The organism is Actinomyces weissii (genome assembly GCF_016598775.1).
GTDB classification, from domain to species: domain Bacteria; phylum Actinomycetota; class Actinomycetes; order Actinomycetales; family Actinomycetaceae; genus Actinomyces; species Actinomyces weissii.
On sequence record NZ_CP066802.1, the window covers coordinates 984,456 to 1,010,608 of the forward strand.

General features: G+C 72.2%; 24 protein-coding genes. 23 read left to right on the forward strand and 1 reads right to left on the reverse strand.

Annotated elements, in window-relative coordinates; genetic code table 11:
- Nucleotides 1-97 precede the first annotated feature (97 nt).
- Nucleotides 98-1,021, forward strand: coding sequence for a PAC2 family protein (locus JG540_RS04045; protein WP_200277446.1), 924 nt, complete (start codon nucleotides 98-100; stop codon nucleotides 1,019-1,021).
- A 70-nt stretch (nucleotides 1,022-1,091) separates the two neighbouring features.
- Here JG540_RS04045 and JG540_RS04050 read toward each other — a convergent pair whose 3' ends face one another.
- Entirely contained in the window at nucleotides 1,092-1,862 is a 771-nt protein-coding gene (locus JG540_RS04050; protein WP_200278073.1) for a spermidine synthase, read from the reverse strand.
- 169 nt (nucleotides 1,863-2,031) lie between these two features.
- Between JG540_RS04050 and JG540_RS04055 the strand changes: the two genes are divergently transcribed.
- The 22 genes from JG540_RS04055 to JG540_RS04160 all read left to right on the forward strand — a co-directional run bounded on the left by JG540_RS04055 (nucleotide 2,032) and on the right by JG540_RS04160 (nucleotide 26,028).
- Nucleotides 2,032-3,258, forward strand: a complete 1,227-nt coding sequence (locus JG540_RS04055) for a DNA polymerase IV (RefSeq protein WP_200277448.1) — start codon at nucleotides 2,032-2,034, stop codon at nucleotides 3,256-3,258.
- Nucleotides 3,259-3,537: 279 nt separating this feature from the next.
- Complete coding sequence (locus tag JG540_RS04060) at nucleotides 3,538-3,921, forward strand: DUF3040 domain-containing protein (protein WP_200277451.1); 384 nt, start codon at nucleotides 3,538-3,540, stop codon at nucleotides 3,919-3,921.
- Between the two features lie 589 nt (nucleotides 3,922-4,510).
- A complete protein-coding gene (gene mraZ / locus JG540_RS04065; RefSeq protein ID WP_200277452.1) occupies nucleotides 4,511-4,942 on the forward strand; it encodes a division/cell wall cluster transcriptional repressor MraZ in 432 nt (143 codons plus the stop codon).
- A gap of 291 nt (nucleotides 4,943-5,233) precedes the next feature.
- Entirely contained in the window at nucleotides 5,234-6,394 is a 1,161-nt protein-coding gene (gene rsmH, locus JG540_RS04070) for a 16S rRNA (cytosine(1402)-N(4))-methyltransferase RsmH (protein WP_200277454.1), read from the forward strand.
- Nucleotides 6,391-6,921, forward strand: a complete 531-nt coding sequence (locus JG540_RS04075) for a hypothetical protein (protein ID WP_200277456.1) — start codon at nucleotides 6,391-6,393, stop codon at nucleotides 6,919-6,921. Before rsmH ends, JG540_RS04075 begins: the two co-directional genes overlap by 4 nt.
- Nucleotides 6,918-8,705, forward strand: coding sequence for a peptidoglycan D,D-transpeptidase FtsI family protein (locus JG540_RS04080; protein ID WP_200277458.1), 1,788 nt, complete (start codon nucleotides 6,918-6,920; stop codon nucleotides 8,703-8,705). The genes JG540_RS04075 and JG540_RS04080 overlap by 4 nt, the downstream gene beginning before the upstream one ends.
- A 93-nt stretch (nucleotides 8,706-8,798) precedes the next feature.
- Nucleotides 8,799-10,406: a UDP-N-acetylmuramoyl-L-alanyl-D-glutamate--2,6-diaminopimelate ligase gene (locus JG540_RS04085; protein WP_200277460.1), complete on the forward strand. Its 1,608-nt coding sequence runs from the start codon at nucleotides 8,799-8,801 to the stop codon at nucleotides 10,404-10,406.
- Entirely contained in the window at nucleotides 10,403-11,866 is a 1,464-nt protein-coding gene (locus JG540_RS04090) for a UDP-N-acetylmuramoyl-tripeptide--D-alanyl-D-alanine ligase (RefSeq protein WP_200277462.1), read from the forward strand. The genes JG540_RS04085 and JG540_RS04090 overlap by 4 nt, the downstream gene beginning before the upstream one ends.
- Complete coding sequence (gene mraY / locus JG540_RS04095) at nucleotides 11,863-12,951, forward strand: phospho-N-acetylmuramoyl-pentapeptide-transferase (protein WP_200277464.1); 1,089 nt, start codon at nucleotides 11,863-11,865, stop codon at nucleotides 12,949-12,951. Before JG540_RS04090 ends, mraY begins: the two co-directional genes overlap by 4 nt.
- Nucleotides 12,948-14,429 carry a UDP-N-acetylmuramoyl-L-alanine--D-glutamate ligase gene (gene murD / locus JG540_RS04100; RefSeq protein WP_200277465.1) on the forward strand — a complete coding sequence of 494 codons (1,482 nt, stop codon included), beginning with the start codon at nucleotides 12,948-12,950 and terminating at the stop codon, nucleotides 14,427-14,429. The genes mraY and murD overlap by 4 nt, the downstream gene beginning before the upstream one ends.
- A gap of 17 nt (nucleotides 14,430-14,446) precedes the next feature.
- Nucleotides 14,447-15,703: an FtsW/RodA/SpoVE family cell cycle protein gene (locus JG540_RS04105; RefSeq protein ID WP_200277467.1), complete on the forward strand. Its 1,257-nt coding sequence runs from the start codon at nucleotides 14,447-14,449 to the stop codon at nucleotides 15,701-15,703.
- Complete coding sequence (murG, locus tag JG540_RS04110) at nucleotides 15,690-16,916, forward strand: undecaprenyldiphospho-muramoylpentapeptide beta-N-acetylglucosaminyltransferase (RefSeq protein WP_200277468.1); 1,227 nt, start codon at nucleotides 15,690-15,692, stop codon at nucleotides 16,914-16,916. The genes JG540_RS04105 and murG overlap by 14 nt, the downstream gene beginning before the upstream one ends.
- Nucleotides 16,917-16,940: 24 nt before the next feature.
- A complete protein-coding gene (gene murC, locus JG540_RS04115; protein ID WP_200277469.1) occupies nucleotides 16,941-18,485 on the forward strand; it encodes a UDP-N-acetylmuramate--L-alanine ligase in 1,545 nt (514 codons plus the stop codon).
- Nucleotides 18,485-19,393, forward strand: coding sequence for a cell division protein FtsQ/DivIB (locus tag JG540_RS04120; protein ID WP_200277470.1), 909 nt, complete (start codon nucleotides 18,485-18,487; stop codon nucleotides 19,391-19,393). The genes murC and JG540_RS04120 overlap by 1 nt, the downstream gene beginning before the upstream one ends.
- A 166-nt stretch (nucleotides 19,394-19,559) precedes the next feature.
- Nucleotides 19,560-20,876, forward strand: a complete 1,317-nt coding sequence (gene ftsZ, locus JG540_RS04125; RefSeq protein WP_200277471.1) for a cell division protein FtsZ — start codon at nucleotides 19,560-19,562, stop codon at nucleotides 20,874-20,876.
- Between the two features lie 13 nt (nucleotides 20,877-20,889).
- Nucleotides 20,890-21,624, forward strand: a complete 735-nt coding sequence (locus tag JG540_RS04130; RefSeq protein WP_234042901.1) for a polyphenol oxidase family protein — start codon at nucleotides 20,890-20,892, stop codon at nucleotides 21,622-21,624.
- 106 nt (nucleotides 21,625-21,730) lie between these two features.
- Nucleotides 21,731-22,177, forward strand: a complete 447-nt coding sequence (locus JG540_RS04135) for a cell division protein SepF (protein ID WP_200277473.1) — start codon at nucleotides 21,731-21,733, stop codon at nucleotides 22,175-22,177.
- Nucleotides 22,178-22,196: 19 nt separating this feature from the next.
- A complete protein-coding gene (locus tag JG540_RS04140) occupies nucleotides 22,197-22,484 on the forward strand; it encodes a YggT family protein (protein ID WP_200277474.1) in 288 nt (95 codons plus the stop codon).
- Between the two features lie 385 nt (nucleotides 22,485-22,869).
- Nucleotides 22,870-23,478, forward strand: a complete 609-nt coding sequence (locus JG540_RS04145; protein ID WP_200277475.1) for a DivIVA domain-containing protein — start codon at nucleotides 22,870-22,872, stop codon at nucleotides 23,476-23,478.
- Between the two features lie 161 nt (nucleotides 23,479-23,639).
- Complete coding sequence (gene lspA, locus JG540_RS04150) at nucleotides 23,640-24,308, forward strand: signal peptidase II (protein WP_200277477.1); 669 nt, start codon at nucleotides 23,640-23,642, stop codon at nucleotides 24,306-24,308.
- Nucleotides 24,305-25,225 (forward strand): RluA family pseudouridine synthase, encoded by a 921-nt coding sequence (locus JG540_RS04155; RefSeq protein WP_200277479.1) that lies wholly within the window; start codon nucleotides 24,305-24,307, stop codon nucleotides 25,223-25,225. The genes lspA and JG540_RS04155 overlap by 4 nt, the downstream gene beginning before the upstream one ends.
- Nucleotides 25,226-25,437: 212 nt before the next feature.
- Nucleotides 25,438-26,028 carry a GNAT family N-acetyltransferase gene (locus JG540_RS04160; protein WP_200277481.1) on the forward strand — a complete coding sequence of 197 codons (591 nt, stop codon included), beginning with the start codon at nucleotides 25,438-25,440 and terminating at the stop codon, nucleotides 26,026-26,028.
- Nucleotides 26,029-26,153 lie beyond the last annotated feature (125 nt).

A 26,153-nucleotide genomic window follows, 5' to 3' on the forward strand; every position in this document is an offset into this window, starting at 1 on the left:
GGCGAAGCGCGGCTGCTGGCTGCCCCGGGGCAGTCGGGAACAGGAGCGCCCTGGGGCTTGTTGCACTGGCTGGTACACCTTCTGGAGAGGAGCAGGAATGACGCCGATGCTGACTATCGACCACCCGCAGGGTGAGCCGGTGTCGCCGCGCGTCCTGCTGCACCACTTTGACGGTGCCATGGACGCCGGGCGGGCAGGCTCGCTGGCGGTGGAGCAGTTGCTGATGACGCTGCCCAACCAGCGTTTCGCCACCTTCGACATCGACGCCCTGGTGGACTACCGGGCCCGCCGTCCGGCGATGGTCTTTGACAAGCGCAGCTTTCAGTCCGTGAGCCTGCCGGAGCTGGCCCTGGACCTGGTGCATGACGACCGTGGTGAGGCCTTCCTGCTGCTGCACGGGCCGGAGCCGGACTACCGCTGGGAGGAGTTCACGGCCTCCGTGAGCCACCTGGTGCAGAGCCTGGGGGTGGAGCTGGCCATCGGTATGACCGGTATCCCCATGGCCACCCCGCACACGCGCCCCACCTACATCCTGCACCACGGCAACCACCCGGAGAGGCTGCCGGAGCAGCCGGAGCTCTTTGGCCGGGTGGAGCTGCCCGGCACCATGAGCGGCTTCCTGGAGCTGCGCCTGGGGCAGGTGGGGCTGGACTCCCGTGGCGTCAGCGCCTCGGTGCCCCACTACGTGGCCCGGGACGACTTCCCCCAGGGGGCCTCGGCCTTGCTGCGGACCGTGGCGGAGAGCACCGGCCTGGCCCTGCCGGTGGGGGACCTGGAGGCGGCCGCCACCCTGAACCGGGCGGAGATCGACGCCGAGGCCGCCGCGCAGGCGGAGGTCGGGGCGGTCGTGGCCGCGCTGGAGGCCCAGTACGACTCCTTCGTGCCCGCCGTTGAGGCGGAGGCGAGCAGTGCTCTGGACCTGCCCAGCGCCGACGAGATCGGGGCCCGGCTGGAGGCTTTCCTGGAGGCCAAGGAGGCGGCGGGTCCGGACGATGCCAGTCTGGGCTCCGCCGGGCGCTGAGGACCGGCGGTCTTCAGGCTGGGTGGGCCTGCGTTCTGTGGCAGGTCTGTTTCCTGTCCCAGGCAGGCTCTCAGACGACGGCGCCGCCGCCCGCGCCCACCTGCGGCAGGGCCTGGTCTGACAGTTCCCAGGTGCGGGCTGGCAGCGGCAGCCGCCGCATAGCCCGCTCCAGCTCCTCGCGCTGCCCGGGCGTCCACGGCGAGGTTGAGGCCACCAGCACCATGTTCCCCCGGCGCCTGCCGCGGGCCACCGCGTTGTCCGCCACCAGGGCGGTGGTGGCGAAGACCTGCCGGGCCACCTCCAGCTCGGCCGCCGCCCGGGGGCGGGGCAGGGAGGAGATATTGGCCAGGTAGACCCCGCCGGGGGCCAGGGCCCGGGCGCAGGCCCAGGTGAAGTCCAGGGTGCGCACCGTCTCCGGCACCACCGCGCCCGCGAAGACGTCCCGCACCACCACGTCCCACTGGGAGGGGCGCAGGGTCTGTGCCACCTGGGCGGCGTCGCCCACCCGGATGCGTAGCCGGGGGGAGCGGGGCAGGTTGAACCACTGGCGCACCTGCTCGGCCAGCAGCTGGTCCAGCTCCACCGCCAGCTGGGTGGAGCCGGGGCGGGTGCAGTCCCAGGCCCGCGCCAGGGCGCAGGCGGCCCCACCCAGGTGCACAGCCCGCACCGGTGTGGGCTCTGCCAGCAGCACCCGCAGGGCGGCGTCCATCTGCTGCTGGTACTCGAAGGCGAGGTGCTGGGGGTCAGCCAGGTCGATGAAGGAGGACTCGGTGCCGTCTAGCAGGAGCAGTACGCCGGAGTCCCGGCGCACCAGCTCGGCGGTGGCCAGGGAGGTCTGCACCGGTCCCACCGGCAGGGCCGCCAGGCTCGTGCCCCCGCGCGCGGGTGGGCGGGTGCTGCGGGCGGGGCTGCGTGTCACAGGCTCACGCTAGCCTGAGCGTGAGGGTACAGGCTGACGGCCCGGCGCCGCGGGGCCGGGCCGGGACGCGCAACCGGTGGAGGGAGGGTTTATGAGCAGAGCGCCACGCAGCGCCCAGGCTCGCCGCTCCTGGGGGGACGACGACTCCGCCACACCGATCCTGCACGTGGACATGGACGCCTTCTTCGCCTCCGTGGAGCTGCTGGAGCACCCCGAGCTGGTAGGGCGGCCCGTGGTGGTGGGCGGGCAGGACGGGCACGGGGTGGTCTGCGCCGCCTCCTACGAGGCCCGCGCCTACGGCGTCAGCTCGGCCATGCCGATGGGGCGGGCCCTGCGGCTGTGCCCGCAGGCGGTGGTGCTGCCGGTGCGCCACTCCCTGTACTCCGCGTTCTCCCGGCGGGTCATGGCGGTGCTGGGGGAGGTGACACCCCTGGTGGAGCAGCTCAGCGTGGACGAGGCCTTCCTGGACGTGTCCGGGGCCCGTAGGCGTATGGGCTCGCCGGTGCAGATCGCCCAGTGGATCCGCGCCCAGGTGCGCGAGCGCACGGGGCTGCCCGCCTCGGTGGGGGTGGCCGCCACCAAGTTCCTGGCCAAGACCGCCTCCTCCCACGCCAAGCCCGACGGGCTGCTGCTGGTGCCTGAGCCCGCCACGCGGGAGTTCCTGGACCTGCTGCCGGTCGGGGCCCTGTGGGGGGTGGGGGAGAGGTCCGCGCAGGTGCTGGCCCGCTGGGGCATCGAGGACGTGCGCACCCTGGCGCGCACCGAGCCTGAGCGCCTGGAGAAGATCCTGGGGAGGGCGGCCGGGCGGCACCTGTGGCAGCTCTCCCGGGGGATCGACCCCCGGCCGGTACGGCCCACGCGGGAGGAGAAGTCCGTGGGCACCGAGAGCACCTTCTACCAGACCGTCACCGACCCGGAGCACGCCCGCCTGGTGGTCCTGGACCAGTGCCACCAGGTGGCGGCGCGGCTGCGGGCCGGCGGGCTACGGGCCCGGACGGTGGCGGTCAAGGTCCGGGGCGCCGACTTCAGGACCCTGACCCGCTCCCGCACCCTGCCCGCCTCCACAGACCTGGCGGCACAGATGTGGCCCACGGTGGAGGCCCTGCTGCGCTCGGTCCCGGTCCCGGGCGGTGGCTACCGGCTCCTGGGGGTGCGGGCCGAGGGGCTGGAGCGTGTGGGCGAGGGCGTCCAGCTGCTCCTGGACGAGGACCCGCGGGCCGGGCAGGCCGAGCGTGCGGTGGACGCCGTCAACCGCCGCTGGGGCCGGGGTGCGCTGCTGCCCGCGAGCCTCCTGCGTCAGACGGATCACAGAGGCTGAGCCCCTGGTCGTGCCCCGGGGCCGGTATGTCCGGCGTCGTGTCGCCGGTAGGCCTGACGGCGGGGCCTGCTCGTGCCTGCGGCTCTCCGGGCCGTCGCCGGGTGGCTGGGGCGCGGTGGAGCAAGGGCTGCGGGGCCGGGGGCGCGGGGCTGCCGGAGCGGCCCTGGGGAAGGCCCCGGGCCCGCGTTTCCGTTCCCGGGGCAGACCGCATATTCTTTGGTTGAAAGCTGTCAGGTGGTCACGGGCGACCACAGTAGGACCAGGGAACCGAGGTGGATGATGGCCCTGTCGGAACGCGACGAGCGGATGCTGCGGGAGATGGAGCGCCAGTTCAGCGCTGAGGACCCCGAGCTGGTCCAGACCATGACCAGCTCCCACCCGAGCCGTTCACGCCTGTCCCCGCGCCGCGTCGGCCTGGGCGTCGCCCTGGTCCTGCTGGGGCTGGTTTCCCTGGTGGCTGGTGTCACGGTGCGCCACGCCGTCCTGGGGGTGCTGCTCGGACTTACGGGATTCGCGCTGGCCGTGCTTGGTATCCAGCGGGCGCTGAGCCACGAGCCGGACCCCCGTGCGCAGCACCGCCCTGCCGGCCCAGGAGCGGGCAAGGGCTCCTTCATGTCCCGCCAGGAGGAGCGCTGGGAGCGCCGTCGGCAGACTGAGCGCTAGTCCGCCCCCCGGTGGCTCTGCGGAGCAACAGGTACCTGCTAGTGCCCCTGCCCTGAATCTGTGGCAGGGGCACTAGCCGTTCTACCGGGCGCGTCGGTCCAGCCCTGCCGCAGCCGCGCCACGCCGGTGCCGCCGCTCCGGGCCTGTCTACGTCGACGGCGTACGCAACGGCTCCGGCGTGCCTCCACCCGGGCCGCTACGCCGCCACCCGGGCCGCTGGTCCTCCACTTTCCTCCACCTCATGCTTACCGGCTACCTGGTCGCAGCGGTGGCGCAGCGGGGCGCGCTTGGTGCCCGTCCCTGGAAAGTGCTGTATTTGCAGTCTTATGTGGCCTCCTGGGGCTGCTGTGCCCCTAGTGGGAACGGGGGCCGTCACCAGGCTGCTGGGCCGGGCTGCGCAGGGTGATCAGCCTCCGGCGTGGCAAAACCCTCCACCGCCGCTCCCCAGGCAGAAACGGCTTGTTCATGCGGTTCTTGTGTATCAGTTTGATCTGCGGGAGGGCTCTTCCGGGTGAAGGGGGGAGTGATGTGGAGGAAAGTGGAGTATGGTGGTAGCAAGTGATTCGGCGAGTGGGAGGAGCGTGCCGTCATGTTCATGGGTACGCACGCGCCTCGCCTCGACGAGAAAGGCCGCCTGATCCTTCCCGCGAAGTTTCGTGACGAGCTGGCTGGGGGCGTGGTCATCACCCGCGGACAGGACCACTGCCTGTACGCCTTCCCGATCAAGGAGTTCGAGCAGATGTACGCCCAGCTGCGCGCGGCCCCCCTGGCCCAGAAGCAGGCCCGGGACTACGTCCGCGTGATGCTCTCGGGCGCTGACCAGCAGATACCCGACAAGCAGGGCCGCATCACCCTGCCCCAGAACCTGCGCGCCTACGCGGGGCTGGAGCGCGACCTGGCAGTGGTCGGCTCCGGCTCCCGGGTGGAGATCTGGGACGCCAAGACCTGGGAGGCCTACCTGGCTGAGCAGGAACAGGTCTTCGCCGACACGGCTGAGGAGGTCCTGCCTGGTTTCTTCTGAGCGGCGCCCTGGACGCCGTCGCACCAGCCGTGGTGCCTCGTCCCTGAGCCCGTCCCGTGAGGTCTCCAACCGCACGCTCCGACGTCACTTCCCCGGCGCCGGACCCAGCGGAGGGAGTCCTGGCAGGACGGGCGTACAGAGCCAGACAAGCCCATAGGGACAGGCTCCAGACGCTGCAAGGAGAAGGAACCGGCGCAGCCCAGCAGTGGCAGGCAGCCAGCTGGAATCTGCAGCACACCTGTAGCCACCAGCAGACAGCCCACCAACAGCAGACAGGAGAGGAGAGGACCAGTGTCCAGCACCAGCACCCAGCCGGACGCCGGCGACCAGCCCGGCACCAGTGACCAGCCCGGCGGTCGGCCCGCGGCACAGCGGCACACACCCGTGCTGCTTGAGCGCTGCCTGGACCTGCTGGCCCCGGCCCTGGAGTCCAGCCCCTCCCAGGCCGGTCCTGTACTCATCGATTGCACCCTGGGTATGGGCGGGCACACTGAGGCCGCCTTGCAGCGCTTCGACCGCCTTACCGTCATCGGCATAGACCGGGACCCGCAGGCTGTCGCCCTGGCCAGCCAGCGCCTGGCACCCTTCGGGGAGCGCTTCAAGGCGGTGCGTACCACCTACGACGACGTCCTCCAGGTAGCAGCCGAGCACGCCCAGGCTGATATGGGCGGGCTGGTTGACGGCGTGCTGATGGACCTGGGGGTCTCCTCCCTGCAGCTCGACGACGCCCCCCGGGGCTTCTCCTACGCCAGGCCCGCACCGCTGGACATGCGCATGGACCAGAGCCGGGGCCGCAGCGCCGCCGAGCTGCTGGCCACGGCTACCACCGGGGAGATCACCCGTATCCTGCGCGACTACGGCGAGGAGCGTTTCGCCCCTCGTATAGCGGCTGCCATCGTCCGCCGTCGGGAGGCGGGACAGCCCGTGCTCACCACCGACGCCCTGGTGGAGGTGGTGCGCGAGTGCGTCCCGGCCGCTGCCCGCCGCACCGGGGGGAACCCCGCCAAGCGGACCTTCCAGGCCCTACGGGTGGCGGTGAACAGCGAGCTGGACGTGCTGGCCCGGGCCCTGCCCCGGGCCCTGGACTCCTTGCGCGTAGGCGGCAGGCTGGTGGTCGAGTCCTACCAGTCGCTGGAGGACCGGCTGGTCAAGTCCGAGCTGGGGCGAGGGGCACGCTCCCGCGCCCCCGAGGGCCTGCCCGTGGTGCCAGAGACCGACCTCCCCTACCTGGAGCTGCTGGTCCACGGCGCGGAGCAGGCTGACGAGGCCGAGGTGGCCCGCAACCCCAGGTCCGCCCCCGTCCGCCTGCGCGCCGCCGTCCGCACCCGGCCCGCTGCCCAGGCGTCGGCGCAAGGCCGGGCGGCAGGCAGTCAGCAGGCCGCCAGAAGAGTCCCCAGCAGCAAGCCCGTTAGTAACCGTGACCGCAGCACCAGAGGAAGGAGCCGTCGATGACTGCCCAGGCCGCCCGTGTCCTGCGCCCCCGAGGCGCTGGGGCCGCTTCCGCCCAGCGTCCCGCCGCCCAGGCGCGCCCCACCCTGTCCGTGGTGCACGCACTGACCCCCTCACGCTCCACCCTGCCCTTCCTCGGGCTGGTCATCAGCCTGCTCCTGACGGCGTTGGGGGTGGCCCTGCTGCTCAACGCCCTCATGGCCCGCACCGCCGGAGACCTGCAGCGCACCCGGGAGGCCGCCGCCGAGGCGCGGGAGGCCTCCGTGGTGCTTCAGGCCCAGCTGGACCAGCGCAGCTCCTCCGCCGCCCTGTCCGACCGGGCCCGGAGCCTGGGCATGGTCCCGGCGGATATGCCTGGCCTGGTGGACCTGGGCACTGGCAGTGTCTCGGGCGGCAAGCCCGCCCAGGCGCCCAAGGCCCCTGACCCCCGGCTCTTCGGGGCTCGCAAGCCCGAGTCGGCCGCCCCGGCCGCAGAGGCCCCGGCGCCCACCGACCAGTCCCCGGCCCCCACTCCCGGGCAGGCGCAGTGAACCTGTCCCGCCGCTCCGCCCTGCAGGCCCTGGGCCTGCTCGGGTTCTCGGCCGTCACCCTCCGCCTGGCGTACTTTGAAGCCTTCTCGGCCTCCGAGGCCGCCGCGCAGGCTCGGCGCGTCCGCCAGGGCAGCACCCCTCTGCGCTCGCTGCGCGGAGAGATACAGGACCGTAAAGGGATAGTGCTGGCCTCCTCCATGGTGGTCTACGACGTCGCCGTGAACCAGACCCTCATCTCCCAGTACGAGCACAAGATCTACGACGCCGCCGACAACGAGCACGTGGTCGGGCACGGGGCCATCGAGGCTGCGGCCCAGCTGGCCCCGCTGCTGGGGGTGGACGCTCGCGAGCTTGCCGCCCAGATGATCGGGGACAGCCCCTACGTGGTGATCGCCCCCGCCATCGACGAGGTGGTCTGGCGGCGGGTGGACGCCCTGAACATCCACGGCATCGAGCGGGACCAGCGGGTCAAGCGCCTCTACCCGGCGGGCAACGTGGCGGGCAACATCATCGGCTTCGCCCACGACGACCGGGACGAGGTCACCCGCCAGCGCTACATGAAGGCCGAGACCGGTCTGGAGCTCACCCAGGACCAGCAGCTGACCGGGACGGACGGGTCCCGGCAGTACGAGCGATCCAGCAGCGGGCAGCTGATCATCCCCTCCGTGCCGGAGGTGACGGTGCCCGCCGTGCAGGGCTCCACCGTGCGCACCACCCTGGACGCCGACCTGCAGAAGGTCATCCAGGACGCCGTCGCCCAGGCCATGAGCACCTGGCAGCCGGAGTGGGTCTCCGTGGTGGTCACCGAGCCGGCCACCGGCAAGGTCCTGGCCATGGTGGACTCCAACTCCTTCGACCCGACCCGGCCGGAGCAGAGCACGGAGGGGAACACGGGTGCCAGGTCCGTGGAGGTGGTCTACGAGCCCGGCAGCGTCGGCAAGGTGGTGACCTTCGCCGCCGCCCTGGAGGAGGGCAAGATCAAGGCCGACAGCACCTGGACGGTGCCGGACACCTGGGCGGCCCCCAACGGCCAGGTCTTTGAGGACTCCCACCCCCACGAGACCACCACCATCACCGCCACCCAGGTGCTGGTGGACTCCTCGAACGTGGGCACCGTCATTATCGGTGACCTGCTGGAGGACTCGGTGCGCCACGACTACATGCGCCGTTTCGGCTGGGGGCAGCTGACCGGCATCGAGCTGCCCGGGGAGGTGAAGGGCATCCTCTCCGCGCCGGAGGACTGGGACGGGCGCACCCGCTACACCACCATGTTCGGGCAGGGGGTGGCCTGCACCCCGATCCAGGCGGTGCAGACCCTGGCTGCCGTCGCCAACGGCGGGGTGCGGGTGCCGCTGCGGCTGATCGACGCCTGGGTCGACTCCCAGGGCACAGTGACCGAGCAGCCGCGGCCGCAGGGCGTGCGCGTGGTCAGTGAGCAGACCGCCGAGACCCTCACGCAGATGCTGGTGGGGGTCACCCAGCCGGGCGGCACCGCAGCCACCGCGGCGGTGGACGGCTACCAGGTGGCGGGCAAGACCGGCACCACCCAGATCCTGGAGGGCGGCAAGGAGATCGGCACGGTCGCCTCCTTCGTGGGCTTCCTGCCCGCCGCGGCCCCGGCCGCAGCCGTGTCGGTAGTGGTGCACAAGCCCGCCCACGGGGTGTACGGCGGGGTGGTGGCCGGACCCCTGTTCCGGGAGGTGGCCCTGGCCACCATGCACGTGCTCGGTGTCAAGCCTGATCCGTCAGTCGTCGCATCGACCGCCCCGCCCGCCTCCCAGTAGGCTGGTCACACGCACCGCTACCTTGCCCTGAGGACTGCGGCACGGCCCTGCCGACGCGCGCCAGCGGGACCTGGCGCGATAGATTGAGGAACCATGAGCCTGAACGCCCCCTCGTCCGCTGAGCCTCTGCGCCCGCACCGCGTACAGCCAGTAGACCTCAAGCACCTGGCTCAACGCTTTGGGCTGCAGCCCGCCAGCGCCAGCCTGCCGCTGGGGCAGACCCGGGTGACCGGGGTGGCGCAGGGCTCCACGGAGGTGGGCCCCGGGGACCTCTTCGTGGCCCTGCCAGGGGCCCGCGCGCACGGCGCCCAGTACGCCCGCCAGGCCGTCCAGGCCGGGGCTGTGGCTGTTCTCACTGATCTCGACGGCGCCGCCCTGCTGGCCCAGGAGGACCTCCAGGTGCCGGTGCTCACCAGCACCCAGTTGCCCGGTGTGGTGGGGCACCTGGCAGCGGAGGTCTACGGCCAGCCCGCCGGAGGCCTGACCACCGCAGCGGTCACCGGCACCAACGGCAAGACCACCACCGCCACCATGATCGACCACGTGCTGCGCAAGCTGGGCAAGGTGACGGGACTGATCGGCACCGTGGAGGTCACCCTGGCCGGGGCCAGCCGCCCAGCCGTGCTCACCACCCCGCAGCCCGCCGACCTGCAGCGCTTCCTGACCTGCCTGCGGGAGGCCGGGGGCACCGACCTGGTGATGGAGGTCTCCTCCCACGCCCTGGCCATGCACCGCACCGAGCCCGTGGTCTTCACCGTGGCCGGGTTCACCAACCTCACCCAGGACCACCTGGACTACCACACCACCCTGGAGGAGTACTTCGAGGCCAAGGCCCTGCTCTTCACCCCCCAGCACTCCCGCCACCAGGTGGTCTGCGTGGACGACCCCTGGGGGCGGCGGCTGGCCCAGCGCCTGGCCAGCAGCCCGCAGGCCCGGCTCACCACCCTGCGCACCCCGCTGGCCGACCCGGAGGGCCAGGCCTTCCCCGCCACCTGGAGCATCGAGGCGGTGCACCACGAGCCCGCCCGCACCAGCTTCACGCTGCGGGGGCCCCAGGACCAGAGGCTGGAGACCGCCACCAGCCTGCCGGGGGACTTCAACGTGGCCAACGCCGCCCTGGCGGTCCTCATGGTGCACGCCGCCGGGACCCCCCTGGAGGAGATCGGCCAGGCCCTGGGCGAGGCCGGGGTGAGCCCGGTGGTTCCGGGCCGGGTGGAGGCCGTGGGCAGCGGCACCAGCGGCCCCCGGGTGCTGGTCGACTTCGCCCACAACCCGGGGGCCCTGGAGGCGGTGCTGCGCTCCCTGCGCCCCACCGTCCAGGGGCGTCTGGTGCTCGTCTTCGGGGCCACCGGTAACCGGGACACCGGCAAGCGCCCACAGATGGCCCGGATCGCCGTCGAGGGCGCGGACCTCGTCATCATCACTGACGACGACCCCCACGACGAGGACCCGGCCGCGATCCGTGCCGAGCTCATGGCCGTGGCGCAGTCCGCCCGGCCCGGTGGCACGGAGCTGGAGGAGGTCGCCCCGCGCGAGGCCGCCATCTGGAAGGCCGTGGAGCTGGCCCGCCCCGAGGACACCGTCCTGATCGCCGGGCGCGGGCACGAGACCGTCCAGGACGTGGCCGGTGAGGACATCAGCCTGGACGACCGCGTTGCCGCCGCCGAGGCGCTGCGCCGAAAAGAAGGATCTCCCGCATGATCTCCCGCACCATCGACGAGCTCGTCAGCCACACCCAGGGCCGCCTCGTCACCCCCGCGCCAGCCGCGCCCCAGGCCGTCACGCAGGTGGTGACCGACTCCCGCCAGGCCGGCCCCGGTGCGCTCTTCGTGGCCATCCCCGGCGAGCGCGTCGACGGGCACGGCTTCATCGGGCAGGTGGCCGGGGCCGGGGCCAGCGCCGCCCTGGTCAGTGACCTGCAGGCCGCCCAGGACTCCCTGCAGGAGGCCGGGCTGGACAGCCAGGCCCTCGCCCTAATCGAGGTGCCGGACACCGTGGCTGCCTTGGGGGACCTGGCCCGCGCGCACCTGGCCCAGATGCGCCAGCACGCCCGTGAGCAGGGCCAGGCGCTGACCGTGGTGGCCATGACCGGCTCGGTGGGCAAGACCACCACCAAGGACCTCACCCGCCAGCTCCTGGCCGCCTGCGGCCCTACGATCGCTCCCCGCCAGAGCTTCAACAACGAGGTCGGCCTGCCCCTGACCGTCCTGGAGACTGACCTGTCCACCCGCTACCTGGTGCTGGAGATGGGCGCCTCAGGAGTCGGCCACATCGACTACCTCACCGCCATCGCCCCCCTGGACGCCGCCGCGGTGCTGATGATCGGCCACGCCCACATGGGCGGCTTCGGCTCGGTGGAGGGCGTGGCCGCCGCCAAGAGCGAGATCATCACCGGCCTGCTGCCCACCGGCACCGCGGTCCTCAACGCGGACGACCCCCACTGCGCCGCCATGGCCCCGCTGGCCCCCGGACCGGTGCTGCGCTTCTCTGCCACCGGTGACCCCAGCGCCCAGGTGCGGGCCACCGACCTGGAGGTGGGGGAGCAGGCCCGTGCCAGCTTCAACCTGCACCTGCCGGGGCTGGAGGCGCCCGTGCCCACCCGCCTGGGCCTGGCTGGAGCCCACAACGTCGCCAACGCCCTGGCCGCCGCCAGCCTGGCCCTGGCAGCCGGGGCCCCTGCCACGCTGGTGGCCCAGGCCCTGGGGCAGGCCCACCTGGAGAGCCCGCACCGGATGGACATCAGCACCCTGGCCCGTGACGTCCTGCTGATCGACGACGCCTACAACGCCAACATCGACTCCATGACCGCCTCCCTGGCCGCCCTGCCAGCCCTGGCCGGGGACCGCCGCCGCGTCGTCGTCATCTCAGAGATGCTGGAGCTGGGGGAGACCTCCGAGCAGGACCACGCCCGCACCGGTGAGCTGGCCGCGCAGGCCGGGGCCGCGCTGCTCATCACCATCGGCGCGGGCACCGCCCCGCTGCGAGCCGCCGCCCAGGCCGCCAGCCCCGGCCTCGCCACCGCCCACTTCCCGGACGCAGCCGCCGCCGTCGCGCAGGTGGAGGGCCTGCTGCGCGACGGGGACGCTGTACTGGTCAAAGGATCCAATGGCTCAGGCGCCTGGCGCCTGGCCGACCACCTCAAGGAGGTCCTGGCAGCATGAGGGCGATTCTTATCTCGGCTGCGGTCTCGCTGCTGCTCACCTTCATGGGCACCCCGGCACTGATCCGCTTCCTGCACCGCAAGCAGTACGGCCAGTTCATCCGGGAGGACGGCCCCCAGGGCCACTTCACCAAGCGTGGCACCCCCACCATGGGTGGCCTGGTCATCCTGGTGTCCACCGTGATCGGCTACGCCGCCGCCTGCCTGTCAGAGCTGCGCGCCCCCCGCGCCTCCGCCACGCTGCTGCTGTTCCTGGTGGTGGGGCTGGGGCTGATCGGCTTCATGGACGACTTCGCCAAGATCGCCAAGGAGCGCTCGCTCGGCCTCAAGCCCTGGCAGAAGATCTTCGGCCAGGCCCTGATCGGCATCATCTTCTCAGTGGGGGCGCTGGCCTTCGCCAACGAGAACGGCCTGACGCCGGGCTCCACCCGCCTGTCCTTCAGCCGGGACACCAACCTGGACCTGGCCTTCCTGGGCATCGGGCTGGGCGTGTTCCTGTTCATCCTGTGGGCGAACTTCCTGATCACCGCCTGGTCCAACGCCGTGAACCTCACCGACGGCCTGGACGGGCTGGCCGCCGGCTCCTCCGCCATGGTCTTCGCGGCCTACACGCTGATCGGGGTGTGGCAGACCAACCAGGCCTGCAGCTTCGTGCCCGCCGAGTCGGTGGCCACGCTCTGCTACCAGGTGCGTGACCCCCGGGACCTGGCCATGGTGGCAGCCGCGCTGATGGGCGCCTGCTTCGGCTTCCTGTGGTGGAACGCCTCACCGGCCCAGATCTTCATGGGGGACACCGGCTCCCTGGCCCTGGGCGGGGCCGTGGCCGGGCTGTCGATCCTGACCCGCACCGAGTTCCTGGCGGTGCTGATCGGCGGGCTCTTCGTCATGGAGGTCGTCTCTGACGTGATTCAGGTGGGATTCTTCAAGATGACCCGCCGCCGGGTGTTCCGCATGGCCCCGATCCACCACCACTTCGAGCTCCTGGGCTGGGCGGAGGTGACCGTGGTCATCCGCTTCTGGCTGATCGCCGGACTGTTCGTGGCCCTGGGACTGGGGGTCTTCTACGCGGAGTGGCTGCTGGCATGAGCGTCCTCGCAGGCGCGCGGGTGGCGGTAGTAGGTCTGGGCGGCACCGGTCGCGCGGTGGTCGAGGTGGCCCTGGCCCTGGGGGCGCACGTGGAGGCACTGGACGCCTCCGAGCAGGCTGTTGCCACCCTGCGCGCGCAGCACCGGGAGGGCCCCCAGTCCTCCGGCGGCAGCCTGCGGCTGCGCACGGCTGCGGACGACGAGGCCCTGGCCCAGGCCCTGGAGGAGGCTGCCGCCCCCCTGGTGGTGGTCTCCCCGGGGGTGCCCCCGCACGCCCCGGTCATTCGCCGTGCCCAGGCCCTGGGCCGTGAGGTCGTCTCGGAGGTGGAGCTGGCCTGGCGCCTGCAGGCGGAGGGCCCCCACCCGCAGGTACCCTGGCTGGCGATCACCGGCACCGACGGCAAGACCACCACCGTCAGCATGCTCGCCAGCATCCTGGCCGCCGCCGGGCTGCAGGCTCCGGCGGTAGGCAACGTGGGCACCCCGGTGATCCAGGCGGTGGCCCAGGGACAGGCCCAGGCGCTGGCCGTCGAGCTCTCCAGCTTCCAGCTGCACGCCACCAGCAGCATGTCGCCGCTGGCCGCCGTCTGCCTGAACGTGGCCGCCGACCACCTGGACTGGCACGGCTCCCAGGAGGCCTACGCGGCTGACAAGGCCCGCGTCTACCACCAGGCCCAGGCCGCTGCCGTCTACAACCTGGCCGATCCCTTCACTGAGCAGATGGTCCGCGACGCCGACGTCGTCGCCGGCTGCCGGGCCGTGGGCTTCACCCTCGGGGCGCCGGGTCTGGGGCAGGTGGGCCGGGTGGAGGACCTGCTGGTGGACCGGGCCTTCCACCAGGAGCGCCACCGGGAGGCGGTGCCCCTGGCCACGGTCGCGGACCTGGCCCATCTGGCCCCGGGCGGCCAGGCGGAGCGGCTGCCCGCCCACATAGTCGAGGACGCCCTGGCAGCGGCCAGCCTGGCGCGCGCCGCAGGCGTGGAGGCCGAGTCGGTGGCCGCCGGCCTGCGCGCCTTCAGCCCCGGGGCGCACCGCATCGTGACCGTGGCCCTAGGCGGGGGGGTGACCTGGGTGGACGACTCCAAGGCCACCAACCCGCACGCCGCCGAGGCCGCCCTCAGCGCGCTGCCCGCAGGCACGGGGGTGTGGATCGTCGGCGGTGACACCAAGGGCGCCAGCCTCCATGAGCTGGTGGCCAAGATCGCCCCGGTGCTGCGGGCCGCCGTGGTGATCGGCAAGGACCAGAGCCAGGTCCTCGCCGCCCTGGGGAGCCAGGCCCCGGAGCTGCCGCTGGTGCGCGTCGCCGACGGTGCCCCCGAGCAGGTGATGACCGAGGCGGTGCGGGCCGCAGCCAGCCTGGCCCGGCCCGGTGACACCGTCATGCTCGCCCCGGCCTGCGCCTCCTGGGACCAGTTCACTTCCTACGCCCAGCGCGGCGACCTCTTCGCGCGAGCAGCACGTGACATGGTTGCCTCCTAGGACTGAGGAGGGACCCTATGGCCGAACCGGGTGAGCGCCGCTGGCTCAGGCGGGGCCGTAGCCAGGAGGCGGACGGCCCACGCCCGGGGGAGTTCGCCCTGCTCAGCTACTACGGCCTGGGGCTGACCACTCTGCTGCTGCTGGTCATCGGCCTGGTCATGGTCTTCTCCGTGCTCTCGGTGGGCCTGGCCACCGGGGAGGACTCCAGAGCCAGGGAGATGTACCACTACGCGTTCTTCCCGGTGGTGGGGGTCCTGCTGGCCCTGATGGTCTCCCTGCTGCCGCTGTCCGTGCTGCGGCGCCTGTGGGTGCTGTTCTTCCCCCTGGCCCTGTTGGCCCAGGCCCTGACCCTGACGGGCCTGGGGCAGGACGTCAACGGCAACCGGAGCTGGCTGCGCCTGCCCGGAATCGGCCTGGTGCAGCCCGGCGAGTTCCTGAAGGTCGGCCTGGTGCTGCTGCTGGGCAGCCTGGTGGTGCGCTTCCATGACCGCCTCAACAGCGCCAAGGTGCTCCTGGGCTGGATCGGGGTGCCGGTGCTGCTCGCCCTGGGGCTGGTCCTAGGCGGGGCGGACCTGGGCACGGTGATCGTCATGGCCCTGATAGTGGCGGGGGCGCTGTGGCTCGGGGGGCTGTCCTGGAAGCCGCTCCTGGTAGCAGGCTCCCTGGCCTTCGTCGGTTTCGTCGCAGGCTCCATGTCCACCTACAGCCGCCGCAGCCGGATCCTGGACTGGCTGGGCGTAGGCATTCATGACTACCAGGGGGTCGGCTACCAGCCGCGCAACGCGCTCAGCGCGATCGCCACCGGCGGCTGGACCGGGGTGGGGCTGGGCTCCTCCCGGCAGAAGTGGGGGTACCTGACCCAGTCGGAGAGCGACTACATCTTCGCCATCGTCTGCGAGGAGCTGGGGCTGCTCGGCGGGCTGCTGGTGCTGCTGCTGTTCCTGGCCTTCGGCTACTTCTGCATGCGCATCATGCGCCGCAGCCAGGACCTTTTCACCACCGTCACCGTGGGGGCGATCGCCTGCTGGGTGGTCGGACAGGCGCTGATCAACATGGCGGTGGTGGTGCGGGTGCTGCCGGTGCTGGGAGTTCCTCTGCCCCTGATCTCCCGGGGAGGCTCCTCGCTCATCGCCGTCCTGCTGGCGGTGGGGGTGCTGCTGTGCCTGGCCCGCCACGAGCCGGGTGCCCAGGAGGCCCTGGATGTGAGGAGCCAGGCGGTACGCCGTACCCTGGCCGTCATCACCCCACGAAGGAGGAAGCATGACCGCTCATGAGGCTGTCAGACCAGAGGCCGACCCCTTCGGTAGGGCTGCTGCGGCCTCGGCCCCGACCGGTCTGCGGGTGCTGCTCGCGGGTGGGGGCACCGCCGGTCACGTCAACCCGCTGCTGGCGACGGCGGCGGCCCTGCGCCAGGCCTTCCCGGGCACCGAGCTGCTGGTGCTGGGCACCGCCACCGGCCTGGAGAAGGACCTGGTGCCAGCCGCCGGGCTGGAGATGGTCACGATCCCCCGGGTGCCGCTGCCCCGCCGTCCCAGCCTGGACCTGCTGCGTCTGCCCGCCCGGATGCGGGCGGCGGTGGACGGCGCCCGGGCCGCCATCAAGCGGCTCGACGCCGACGTCGTGGTCGGCTTCGGCGGCTACGTCTCCACCCCCGCCTACCTGGCGGCCCGCCGGGCCGGGGTGCCGGTGGTGATCCACGAGCAGAACGCCCGCCCCGGGCTGGCCAACAGACTGGGGGCCCGCTGGGCCCAGGCGGTGGCCCTGACCTTCGCCTCCACCCCGCTGCAGGCCCGCTCCGGGATCACCCGTACCACGGGCCTGCCGCTGCGGCCTCAGGTTTCCGCCCTGGTGGAGGAGCAGGCCCAGGAGGCAGGGAGGGCCGCGGCCCGTGCCCGGGGGGCCCAGGCCCTGGGCCTGGACCCGGCGCTGCCCACCCTGCTGGTCACCGGCGGCTCCCTGGGCGCACAGCACCTCAACGAGGTCCTGTGCCAGAGCATGCCTGCCGTACCCGCCGGGGTACAGGTGCTGCACCTGACCGGCCGGGGCAAGGACCTGCCCGTGCGCGCCGCCCTGGAGCAGGCGGTGGCCGCCGGGGCCACCGACCTGGCAGAGCGCTACCACGTGCTGGACTACCTCAACGGCATGGAGCACGCCTACGCCTGCGCGGACGCCGTGGTCTGCCGCTCCGGGGCCGGGACCGTGGCGGAGCTGAGCGCACTGGGGCTGCCGGCGCTGTACGTGCCGCTGCCGGTCGGCAACGGGGAGCAGCGCCTGAACGCGGCGGACGTCGTCGCCGCGGGCGGGGGCAGGCTGGTGGAGGACGCCGCCCTGCGGTCCCAGCACGTCACCGGTTTCATGGAGCTGGTGGCCGACGCCGCCCGGCTGGAGCCCATGGCGCAGGCGGCCCGGGGCGTGGGGGTGCGCGACGGCGCCCAGCGCCTGGCCGAGCTGGTCGGGGCGGTGGCCCGCGCCGCCCAGCGGGTATGAGCCACGACGTATCCGTCGCAGAGCATGACCAAGGAGAACCTGATGGACGACCGTGAGCAGCCCCGGCCCCTGGCGGGCCAGCACTTCCACCTGATCGGTGTGGGGGGTGCGGGCATGAGCGTGGTGGCCGAGCTGCTGGCCGCCCGCGGGGCCGCCGTGACCGGCTCTGACGCCCACGCCTCGCAGGCCGTGGAGCGCCTGAGCGCCGCCGGGGTGGCGGTACACGTGGGGCACGACGCCGCCGCCGTGCCGCCTGCGGCGGTGGTGGTGGTCTCCACCGCCATCAAGGAGTCCAACCCGGAGCTGGCGGTGGCGCGCGCCCGCGGGCAGCAGGTGCTCCACCGCTCCCAGGCCCTGGCCCTGGCCGCGGAGGGCCGTGACTTCGTGGCGGTGGCCGGGGCCCACGGCAAGACCACCACCTCCGGCATGCTGGCGGAGGCGCTACTGCACGCCGGGGCGGACCCCTCATTCGCGATCGGGGGCGTGGTCTCGGCCCTGGGCACCGGTGCCCACCTGGGGGCGGGCCGGGCCTTCGTGGCGGAGGCGGACGAGTCTGACCGCTCCTTCCTGAACTACCGCCCGCGGGTGGAGGTGGTCACCAACGTGGAGCCGGACCACCTGGACAACTACGCCAGCACAGAGGACTTTGAGGGGGCTTTCCGGGACTTCGCCGGGCGGCTGGTGCCCGGGGGGCTGCTGGTGGCCTGCGCGGACGACCCGGGTGCCCTGCGCCTGGCGCGGGCGGCTGCCGCTACCGGCACCCGCGTGCAGACCTTCGGCACCGTCCCGGCCGAGCAGCTGCCGGGCGGCCCGGTGGGGGAGGGGCACGTGCTGCTCACGGTCCTGGGCAGCCGTGACGACGGCACCAGCGCCCAGCTGCTGCTGCAGCTGGGAGACGCCCTGACCGGCCCGGTGGACCTGGAGCTGTCCGTGCCCGGCACCCACGTGGCCCTGGACGCCGCCGGGGCCTGGGCGGCAGGCCTGGAGCTGGGGGTCGAGCCGGAGCAGATGGCCCGTTGCCTGGGGGTCTTCGGGGGCACCAAGCGGCGTTTCGAGGACCGGGGTGAGGTGGCGGGGGTGCGCGTGGTGGACGACTACGCCCACCACCCCACCGAGATCGAGGCCCTGATGCGCACCGCCCGGGCGGTGGCCACGGCCCGGGGCGGGCGGGTCCTGGCCCTGTTCCAGCCGCACCTGTTCTCTCGCACCCAGGGCTTCGCGGAGCGTTTCGGGGCGGCCCTGGCCCAGGCGGACCTGGTGGTGGTCACGGACGTCTACCCAGCCCGGGAGCGGGCGGAGGACTTCCCCGGCGTCGACGGCGCTACGGTGGTGGCTCACCTGCCTGCTGGGCGGGGCGTCTTCGTTCCCGGGCGCCAGGAGGCCGCGCGCCAGGTCGCGGCCCTGGCCCGGCCGGGGGACCTGCTGCTGACCATCGGTGCCGGGGACGTGACCGAGCTGGGGCCGGTGGTCCTGGCTGAGCTGGCTGACCGGAGCGACCTGGCGGGCCGGAGTGACTTGGCGGTCCGGGCGGAGCCGGACCCGGCCGACCGGCCGCAGGCGGGTGCCTGATGCGCAAGCCCTCGGTGCCGCGTCCCGGGACGGAGGAGCCCGCCCCGCAGGCGGGGGCCCGGGGCGGCAGGCTGCCCACGTCCCGGCTCCCGGAGGAGCACACCCAGAGCCTGCCGGTGGTGCGCCAGCAGACTCCTAGCTCCCTGGACCTGCGCGCCGACCGCCACGACCGGGTGGTCTCCACCGGCCTGGCGCAGCGGCTCCAGGAGCGGCGTGACTCCCTGCGGCGGCTGCGCCGTCGCCGCCTGCTGGTGGCTGCGGCGGTGCTGGTGGTGCTGGCTGGGCTGGGCTGGGGGGTGCTGGGCTCGCCCTTGCTGGGCCTGCGGCTGGAGCAGGTGGAGGTCACCGGCTCGGACGGCTCGGTGAGCGTGGAGCAGGTGCGTGAGGTCTATGCCGGTCTGGAGGGGCGCTCGCTGCTGCGCCTGGACACGGGAGAGCTGGCCGCGGCCACCTCCCAGGAGCTGGTGCGGGTGCGGGACGTGCAGGTCAGCCGCCGCTGGCCCAACGGGCTGCGTGTGCACCTGAGCATGCGCGAGCCGGTAGCGGCCCGGCAGGTGGAGGGCGGCTTCGAGGTGCTGGACGCCCAGGCGGTGGTGCTGGAGACGGCTGCCAGCCTGCCCGCCGGACTGGCCTGGGTGCAGGCCCCGGAGGGGGAGGAGCTCAGCGCGGAGATGGTCTCGGCCGTGGTTGCCGCGGTGGGGGCCCTGGACCCGCAGACCCGCTCCCAGGTGGTCTCAGGCACGGCCTCGGTGGCGGGGCAGGTGCGCCTGAGCCTGCAGGGCGGGGCCAATGTGGTGTGGGGGGACTCCTCCCAGCCGGAGCTCAAGGCGCAGGTCCTGCGGGTGCTGCTGGGCACCCCGGCCCAGGTCTATGACGTGTCCTCGCCCCGCTTCCCGAGCACTTCCTGAGGATGGCTGGGGAAGGTGGCCACGACACGGCGGACACACCGGTCTAAATGCGTGCAGGTCGGGACGGGGGCACGTAGCGTTTTCCTCATCAGCCGAAAATGACATAAGTATAAACCTCAACCTGAGGTTGACGGTTTTCGGAGCCGGAGTCAAGTGGAGGGCTACTGTGACGGAATCTCAGCACTACCAGGCAGTCATCAAGGTGGTGGGCGTCGGCGGCGGTGGCGTCAACGCCGTGAACCGCATGATCGAGGCCGACCTGCGGGGCGTGGAGTTCATCGCCGTAAACACTGACGCGCAGGCCCTGCTCATGACCGACGCCGACGTCAAGCTCGACGTCGGCCGCGACCTGACCCGTGGCCTGGGCGCGGGCGCCGACCCCTCCATCGGGCGCAAGGCCGCTGAGGACCACATCGAGGACATACGGGCCGCGATCACCGGTGCGGACATGGTCTTCGTGACCGCGGGGGAGGGCGGCGGCACCGGCACCGGCGGGGCCCCCGTCGTCGCCAAGATCTCCCGGGAGATCGGGGCCCTGACCATCGGCGTGGTCACCCGGCCCTTCGCCTTCGAGGGGCGTCGCCGCTCCGCCCAGGCCGAGGAGGGCATCGCGAACCTGCGCGAGCAGGTGGACACCCTGATCGTCATCCCCAACGACCGCCTCCTGGACATCGCCGACCCCAACATCTCCGTGGTCGACGCCTTCAAGCAGGCGGACCAGGTGCTCCTCCAGGGCGTCCAGGGCATCACCGAGCTGATCACCACCCCCGGCCTGATCAACGTCGACTTCAACGACGTCAAGTCCGTCATGCAGGGGGCCGGCTCCGCCCTTATGGGTATCGGCTTCTCCTCCGGCGAGGACCGGGCCGTGGCGGCCACCGAGATGGCGATCTCCTCACCGCTGCTGGAGACCTCGATCGACGGCGCCCACGGCGTGCTGCTCTTCTTCCAGGGCGGCGCGGACCTGGGCCTGCTGGAGATGAGCAAGGCGGCGGAGCTGGTGCGGGAGGCCGTGCACCCAGAGGCCAACATCATCGTCGGCAACGTCGTGGACGGCGCCCTGGGTGACGAGGTCCGGGTGACCGTGATCGCGGCGGGCTTCGACGAGGTGCCCGTGGTCTCCGCTCCTCGTGTTCCCCAGCAGGTTGCCCCCGGCTACGGCCAGCCTGCCAACCGTGCGCCGGAGCAGGGGCAGTACCCCAGCCTGTCCTCCTACCCGCAGCACAGTGCCACCGGCGCGCGCGGGGCGCACCGCCTGGACACCGGCGCCACGCCGCGCACGACCACGGCTCCCGCCAACGCGCCCACCGCGGCCACCGCGGACCTGTCGGTGCTGCCTGAGGCCGGGGAGGGCGGGGCGCCTGTCGATGAGCGGCTCCGCGCCAGCGGCCCGCAGCCGACGCTGCCGCCGCAGCTGGTGGTGCCGCCGGTCATCAACGACGAGGGCGTCACCGACATCGACCTGCCGGACTTCCTGCGCTGAGGACCCTGCGGCAGTGGCGCTCCTGCTGGAGGTAGAGCTGGGCCCCGTCGCCCGTGGGTGGTTCACCACCCGCGAGGGCGGGGCCCCTGCCGTGGCCGACCCGGCCTACGCCGGCCTGAACCTGGCCGGGCACGTGGGTGACCAGGCGCTGCGGGTCGAGCGCAACCGGGCCGAGCTGGTGCAGGCCATCGGCCTGGAACCAGGGCAGGTGGCCTGGATGCAGCAGGTCCACTCGGCCACGGTCGCCCATCCCGGCCCCGGCCCTGAGCCGACGGCGGACGCCCTGGTGGTGGACGGACGGCGCGACCCGGCCCGGGCAGCTGGCGTGCTGGTGGCCGACTGCGTGCCGGTGCTGCTGGCGGACGGGAGCCTGCCGCTGGTAGCCGCCGTGCACGCGGGACGCCAGGGGATGCTGGCGGGGGTCGTGCCCGCGGCGGTGGCCGAGCTGCGCCGCCTGGGCGCCCAGGACCTGCGGGCGGCGGTGGGGCCTTCCATCTGCGGCTCCTGCTACGAGGTGCCCGCGCAGATGCGGGACCAGGCCGCAGCGGTCGAGCCTGCCTGCGCCTCCACCACCAGCTGGGGCACGCCCGCGATAGACGTCGCCGCGGGGGTGCGCGCCCAGCTCGGGCGCCTGGGGGTGGGGCTGGTGGACACGCCCGCCTGGTGCACCTTTGAGGACCAGCGCTTCTTCTCCTACCGCCGTGAGGGGCGTACGGGCAGGTTCGCAGGCGTGGTCAGCCTGGGCTGAGCCCTGCGGCCGGTCCCCGGCGTGTCTGCCTGGGGGCGGGCGGTGGAGCCGTTAGCGTTTTCAGTAGCGGGAGGACCAGCACCCGGATTCTTGAAGGAGCACTCAGATGCGAGCACTGCGCAGCATGACCAACCTGCTCGGTTCCCAGGACTATGAGACCGAGGAGGACTACGAGGCGCACGAGGAGTCCGTTGTGTCTGAGTACGCAGGGGGCTATGAGGACGACTACACCTCGGCTACCGGCTACATGGAGGTCGCGGAGCCGGTGGAGGCGGACCTGCGCCGTATCGTCACGGTGCACCCCAGCACCTACAACGAGGCCCGGGTGATCGGTGAGGCCTTCCGTGACGGCCTGCCGGTCATCATCAACCTGACCGGGATGAGCGAGTCCGACGCCCGCCGCATGGTGGACTTCTCCGCCGGGCTGGTCTTCGGGCTGCGCGGGGCCATCGAGCGGGTCACTCCGCGGGTCTTCCTGCTCACCCCGGCCTCGGTGGCGATCGACTCCGGTGAGGCGGCTGAGGCGGGCGAGCGTTTCTTCAACCAGGGCTGAAGTCCTCTAGAGTAGAGGCGTGTCCGCGGTCATCTCGATCCTTCAGTCTCTTCTCTCCCTGTACGTCCTCGTGCTGCTGCTGCGCGTGGTCCTCGACCTGCTTGAGCAGTTCTCCCGTAGCTGGCGACCAACCGGCGTGGTGCTGGTGGTCGCCAACGCTGTCTACGGGCTCACGGACCCCCCGCTGCGGATGATCCGTGAACGGGTTCCTGCCTTGCAGGTGGGTGGGGTCGGCCTCGACCTGAGCGTCCTGGTCCTGTGGCTGGGGATCGTCCTGCTGCAGACCCTGCTGGCTTTCTTACGCTAAGGGCGAGTCGCCTTGTGCAGGCGTGTCATGGTATCCGGATTTGCCGTCTCACCTGCTCAAGAGTGGTCTGCGCCCCGCGCGCACAGGAGGCGCGGGTGCTTGCCCGAATTGTTTCCTGAATGCCGCTGATCCGGATCTTTGACTGGTATCCCAACGTTCTACTGAGGGGCAGGGGGCTCTTCGTGCGGGATCTGGGCAGGCTCTTGGGGACTTTGTGCAGGTGATAGCGGTTCCGCATGCGGGGTGCGGCTCAGTGGATGCTGGTATCTTGGTCATCACATTCGGTGCCGCAACGTTGGTCCGAAGCTGCTTCGGGTAATGTGTTCGCACCTGGGTGCCGATTATGGTGCTCTTATCAGATCCGTACGACATTGAGGTGACGACCATGACGCTGCTCTCCGCAGACGACGTCCTCAACAAGAAGTTCCAGGCGACGAAGTTCCGCGAGGGCTACGAGCAGGACGAGGTTGACGAGTTCCTCGACGACGTCGTTGAGGCCATGCGGCAGCTGGAGGCTGAGAACGCCGACCTGAAGGCCAAGCTTGAGGCCGCCAACGCACGGATCGCCTCGCTGAGCCAGGGTGGCTCCCAGCGGGCGGAGGCCCCGGCGCCCGCTCCGGCTATAGCCGAGGCGGCTCCCGTGGCGGCCCCGGTGCCCGCTGCCGCTGGAACCGAGCAGGAGCCGGCCGCTGCCAAGGGCATGCTGGAGCTGGCCCAGAAGCTCCACGACGAGCACGTCGCCAACGGCAAGGCTGAGGGTGAGCGGATCATCACGGAGGCCCGCACCACCGGTGAGTCGATCATCCGCGAGGCTGAGGACCAGCGCAACCGCACCCTGGCCCAGCTGGAGAAGGAGCGCTCCGGCCTGGAGCACAAGATCGACGAGCTACGTCGCTTCGAGTCCGACTACCGTACCCGCCTCAAGAGCTTCCTGTCCGGCCTGCTCAACACGGTTGACGGCGGCGGCACCTCTGTCGAGGGCGTCAACCTCTGAGCCTCACCGTGTCCACGCAGCCATGGCGCTGAGCCTGAGGGCGACGACCTTTCCGGTCGTCGCCCTCATGTTCATGGGGTCCTGTACCCCTGCTGGTTTCCCAAAGCACCTGAGGCAGTGAGAGACTCCGGGCCGTGCACCCGCATGACAAGGACAGGAACATGAGCGCCCAGACCTCCGCGGCTCCTACCGGCCGTCGCCTGCAGCCAGGCAGAGGACGGTACCTGCGGCTGCTGTGGGTACTGGCTGCGGCGGTGCTGCTCCTTGACCAGCTCACTAAGGTCTGGGCGCTGGAGGCGCTGGCCGACGGCACCAGGCGGGCACTGCTGGGATCAGTGCTGGGCCTGCGCCTGGTCTTCAACCCCGGTGCCGCCTTCTCCTTCGCCAACAGCCAGACCTGGCTGCTCACCGTGGTCGCGCTGGCGGTGGTGGTCTTCGTGCTGCGTGTCTCCCGCAGGCTGGGCTCGCGGGCCTGGACGGTGGCCCTGGCCCTGGTGCTGGGGGGTGCGTCGGGCAACCTGGTGGACCGGCTGCTGCGGGCCCCCGGGGTGGGGCGCGGGCACGTCGTCGACTTTATCGACTACGGGGTGTTCGTGGGCAACGTTGCCGACATCGCCATCGTGGTGGCGGCAGCCCTGATCATGTGGCTGTCCGTGACCGGCCGGGAGCTGGAGGGTGAGGCGGCAGCCTCGGCGGCAGGGACGGGCCGCGAGGCCGCGGGCGAGGCTCCCGGCCAGGCCCGGGCGGAGGCCCGGGAGAGCGGGACGTCAGGTACGCAGGCGCAGGAGGCACAGGCACGAGGGGCCCTGAAGCAGGGGCGCCAGGCATGAGCCTGCGGGTCCTGCCGGTCCCTGACGGCCTGGTGGGGGAGCGCGTCGACGCCGCCCTGGCCCGCATGACCGGGCTGAGCCGCTCCCGGGCTGGTGAGCTCTGCGCCGCCGGGGCGGTGCGGCTGGAGGGCCGAGCCCTGGGCAAGTCCGACCGCCTGCAGGCCGGGCAGCTGCTGGAGGTGGACCTGCCCGACCCGCGGCCCTCAGGGCCCGTGGCCACGCCGGTGGAGGGCCTGGAGCTGCTCTACGAGGACGCCGACATCGTGGTGGTAGACAAGCCTGCGGGGGTGGCCGCGCACCCCTCCATGGGCTGGGACGGCCCGGACGTGCTGGGTGCCCTCAAGGCCATGCAGGTTCAGGTAGCCACCTCCGGGGCGGCTGAGCGCCAGGGCATCGTCTCCCGCCTGGACGTAGGCACCTCCGGCGCCATGGTGGTGGCTAAGGGGGAGCGGGCCTACTCGGTGCTCAAGCGCGCCTTCCGGGAGCACGCCGTCTCCAAGACCTACCACGCCCTGGTCCAAGGGCACCTGGACCCGCTGCGCGGCACCATCGACGCGCCCATCGGCCGCCACCCCAGCCGTGAGTGGAAGATGGCGATTATCGACGGCGGGCGGGAGTCCGTGACGCACTACGACGTCATTGAGGTCATGCCCGCGGCCTGCCTGGCGCAGGTGGACCTGGAGACCGGGCGCACCCACCAGATCCGCGTGCACATGGCCGCCGTCGGCCACCCCTGCGTGGGGGACGAGACCTACGGGGCGGACCCGCGCCTGACCGAGCGCACCGGTCTGCGCCGCCAGTGGCTCCACGCGGTAGAGCTGGGCCTGGCCCACCCGGTGACGGGGGAGTGGATGACCTTCACCTCCAGCTACCCCGCCGACCTGAGCCACGCCCTGGACGTGCTGCGCCTCTCCTAACCACCCCTCTTCCGCGAGACCGGGACATATGTACCGCGAGTTCGGTTAGGTCACCCTAAGCCTGTGGATATCTTTGCCGAGGCCAAGCGGCCTCCTGCCAGCGGACCTCCTCAGCACAGCAGCGGCAAGTCCTGGCAGCGGCAGGCCTCCCGGTGGCGCTCCCGCACCTAGGCTGGGAGCCTTCCCGTGCCGCAAGCAGCAAGGAGCAGCAGATGGGTGGAACCGGCGCAGCAGGCCCGCAGCAGGCAGGCAGGCCCCGGCCGCCGAAGGCGCCGGGCTGGGAGAGCGTGCGTGGGGACGAGCGCGGCACCCGGGCCGACCAGGTGCGCCAGGCAGTGGCCACCGTGCGCCTGGAGGTCTTCGTCCAGGAGCAGCAGGTGCCCCTGAGCCTGGAGATGGACGCCCGCGACGACCAGCCCACCACCATCCACCTGCTGGTTCGTGGGCAAGGTGGAGAGCCACTTGGTGCCGCCCGCCTGCTGCTGGAGCCCGAGCACCCCGGCCAGGTCCACCTGGGCCGCCTGGCCGTGCGGCGGCACGCCCGTGGTACCGGTCTGGGAGCCCGCCTGGTCACGGCCGTGGAGCAGGAGGCGCTGGCCCGCGCCACGGCCCGGCTGGGACCACAGGCCGCAGCCTGGGGCGGGGTACCAGCAGGTACCTACGGCGTCGTGGTGCTGCTCTCCGCCCAGGAGCAGGCGCTGGGCTTCTATGAGCGCTGCGGCTACCAGACAGTGAGCGGGCGCCGCTACCTGGACGCCGGTATCTGGCACCAGGACATGGCCCGGCTGCTGTGCCCGGCCTGACCCGCACCGTCCCCCGCAGGCTGGGACATACGTACCGCGAGACCGGCAAGGTCGACCTAAGCGCCTGGGGTGCCTGCTCCGTGGCGTACCGGTCTTCTCCTGGCCGTGCGCCACGGCCCTAGGAT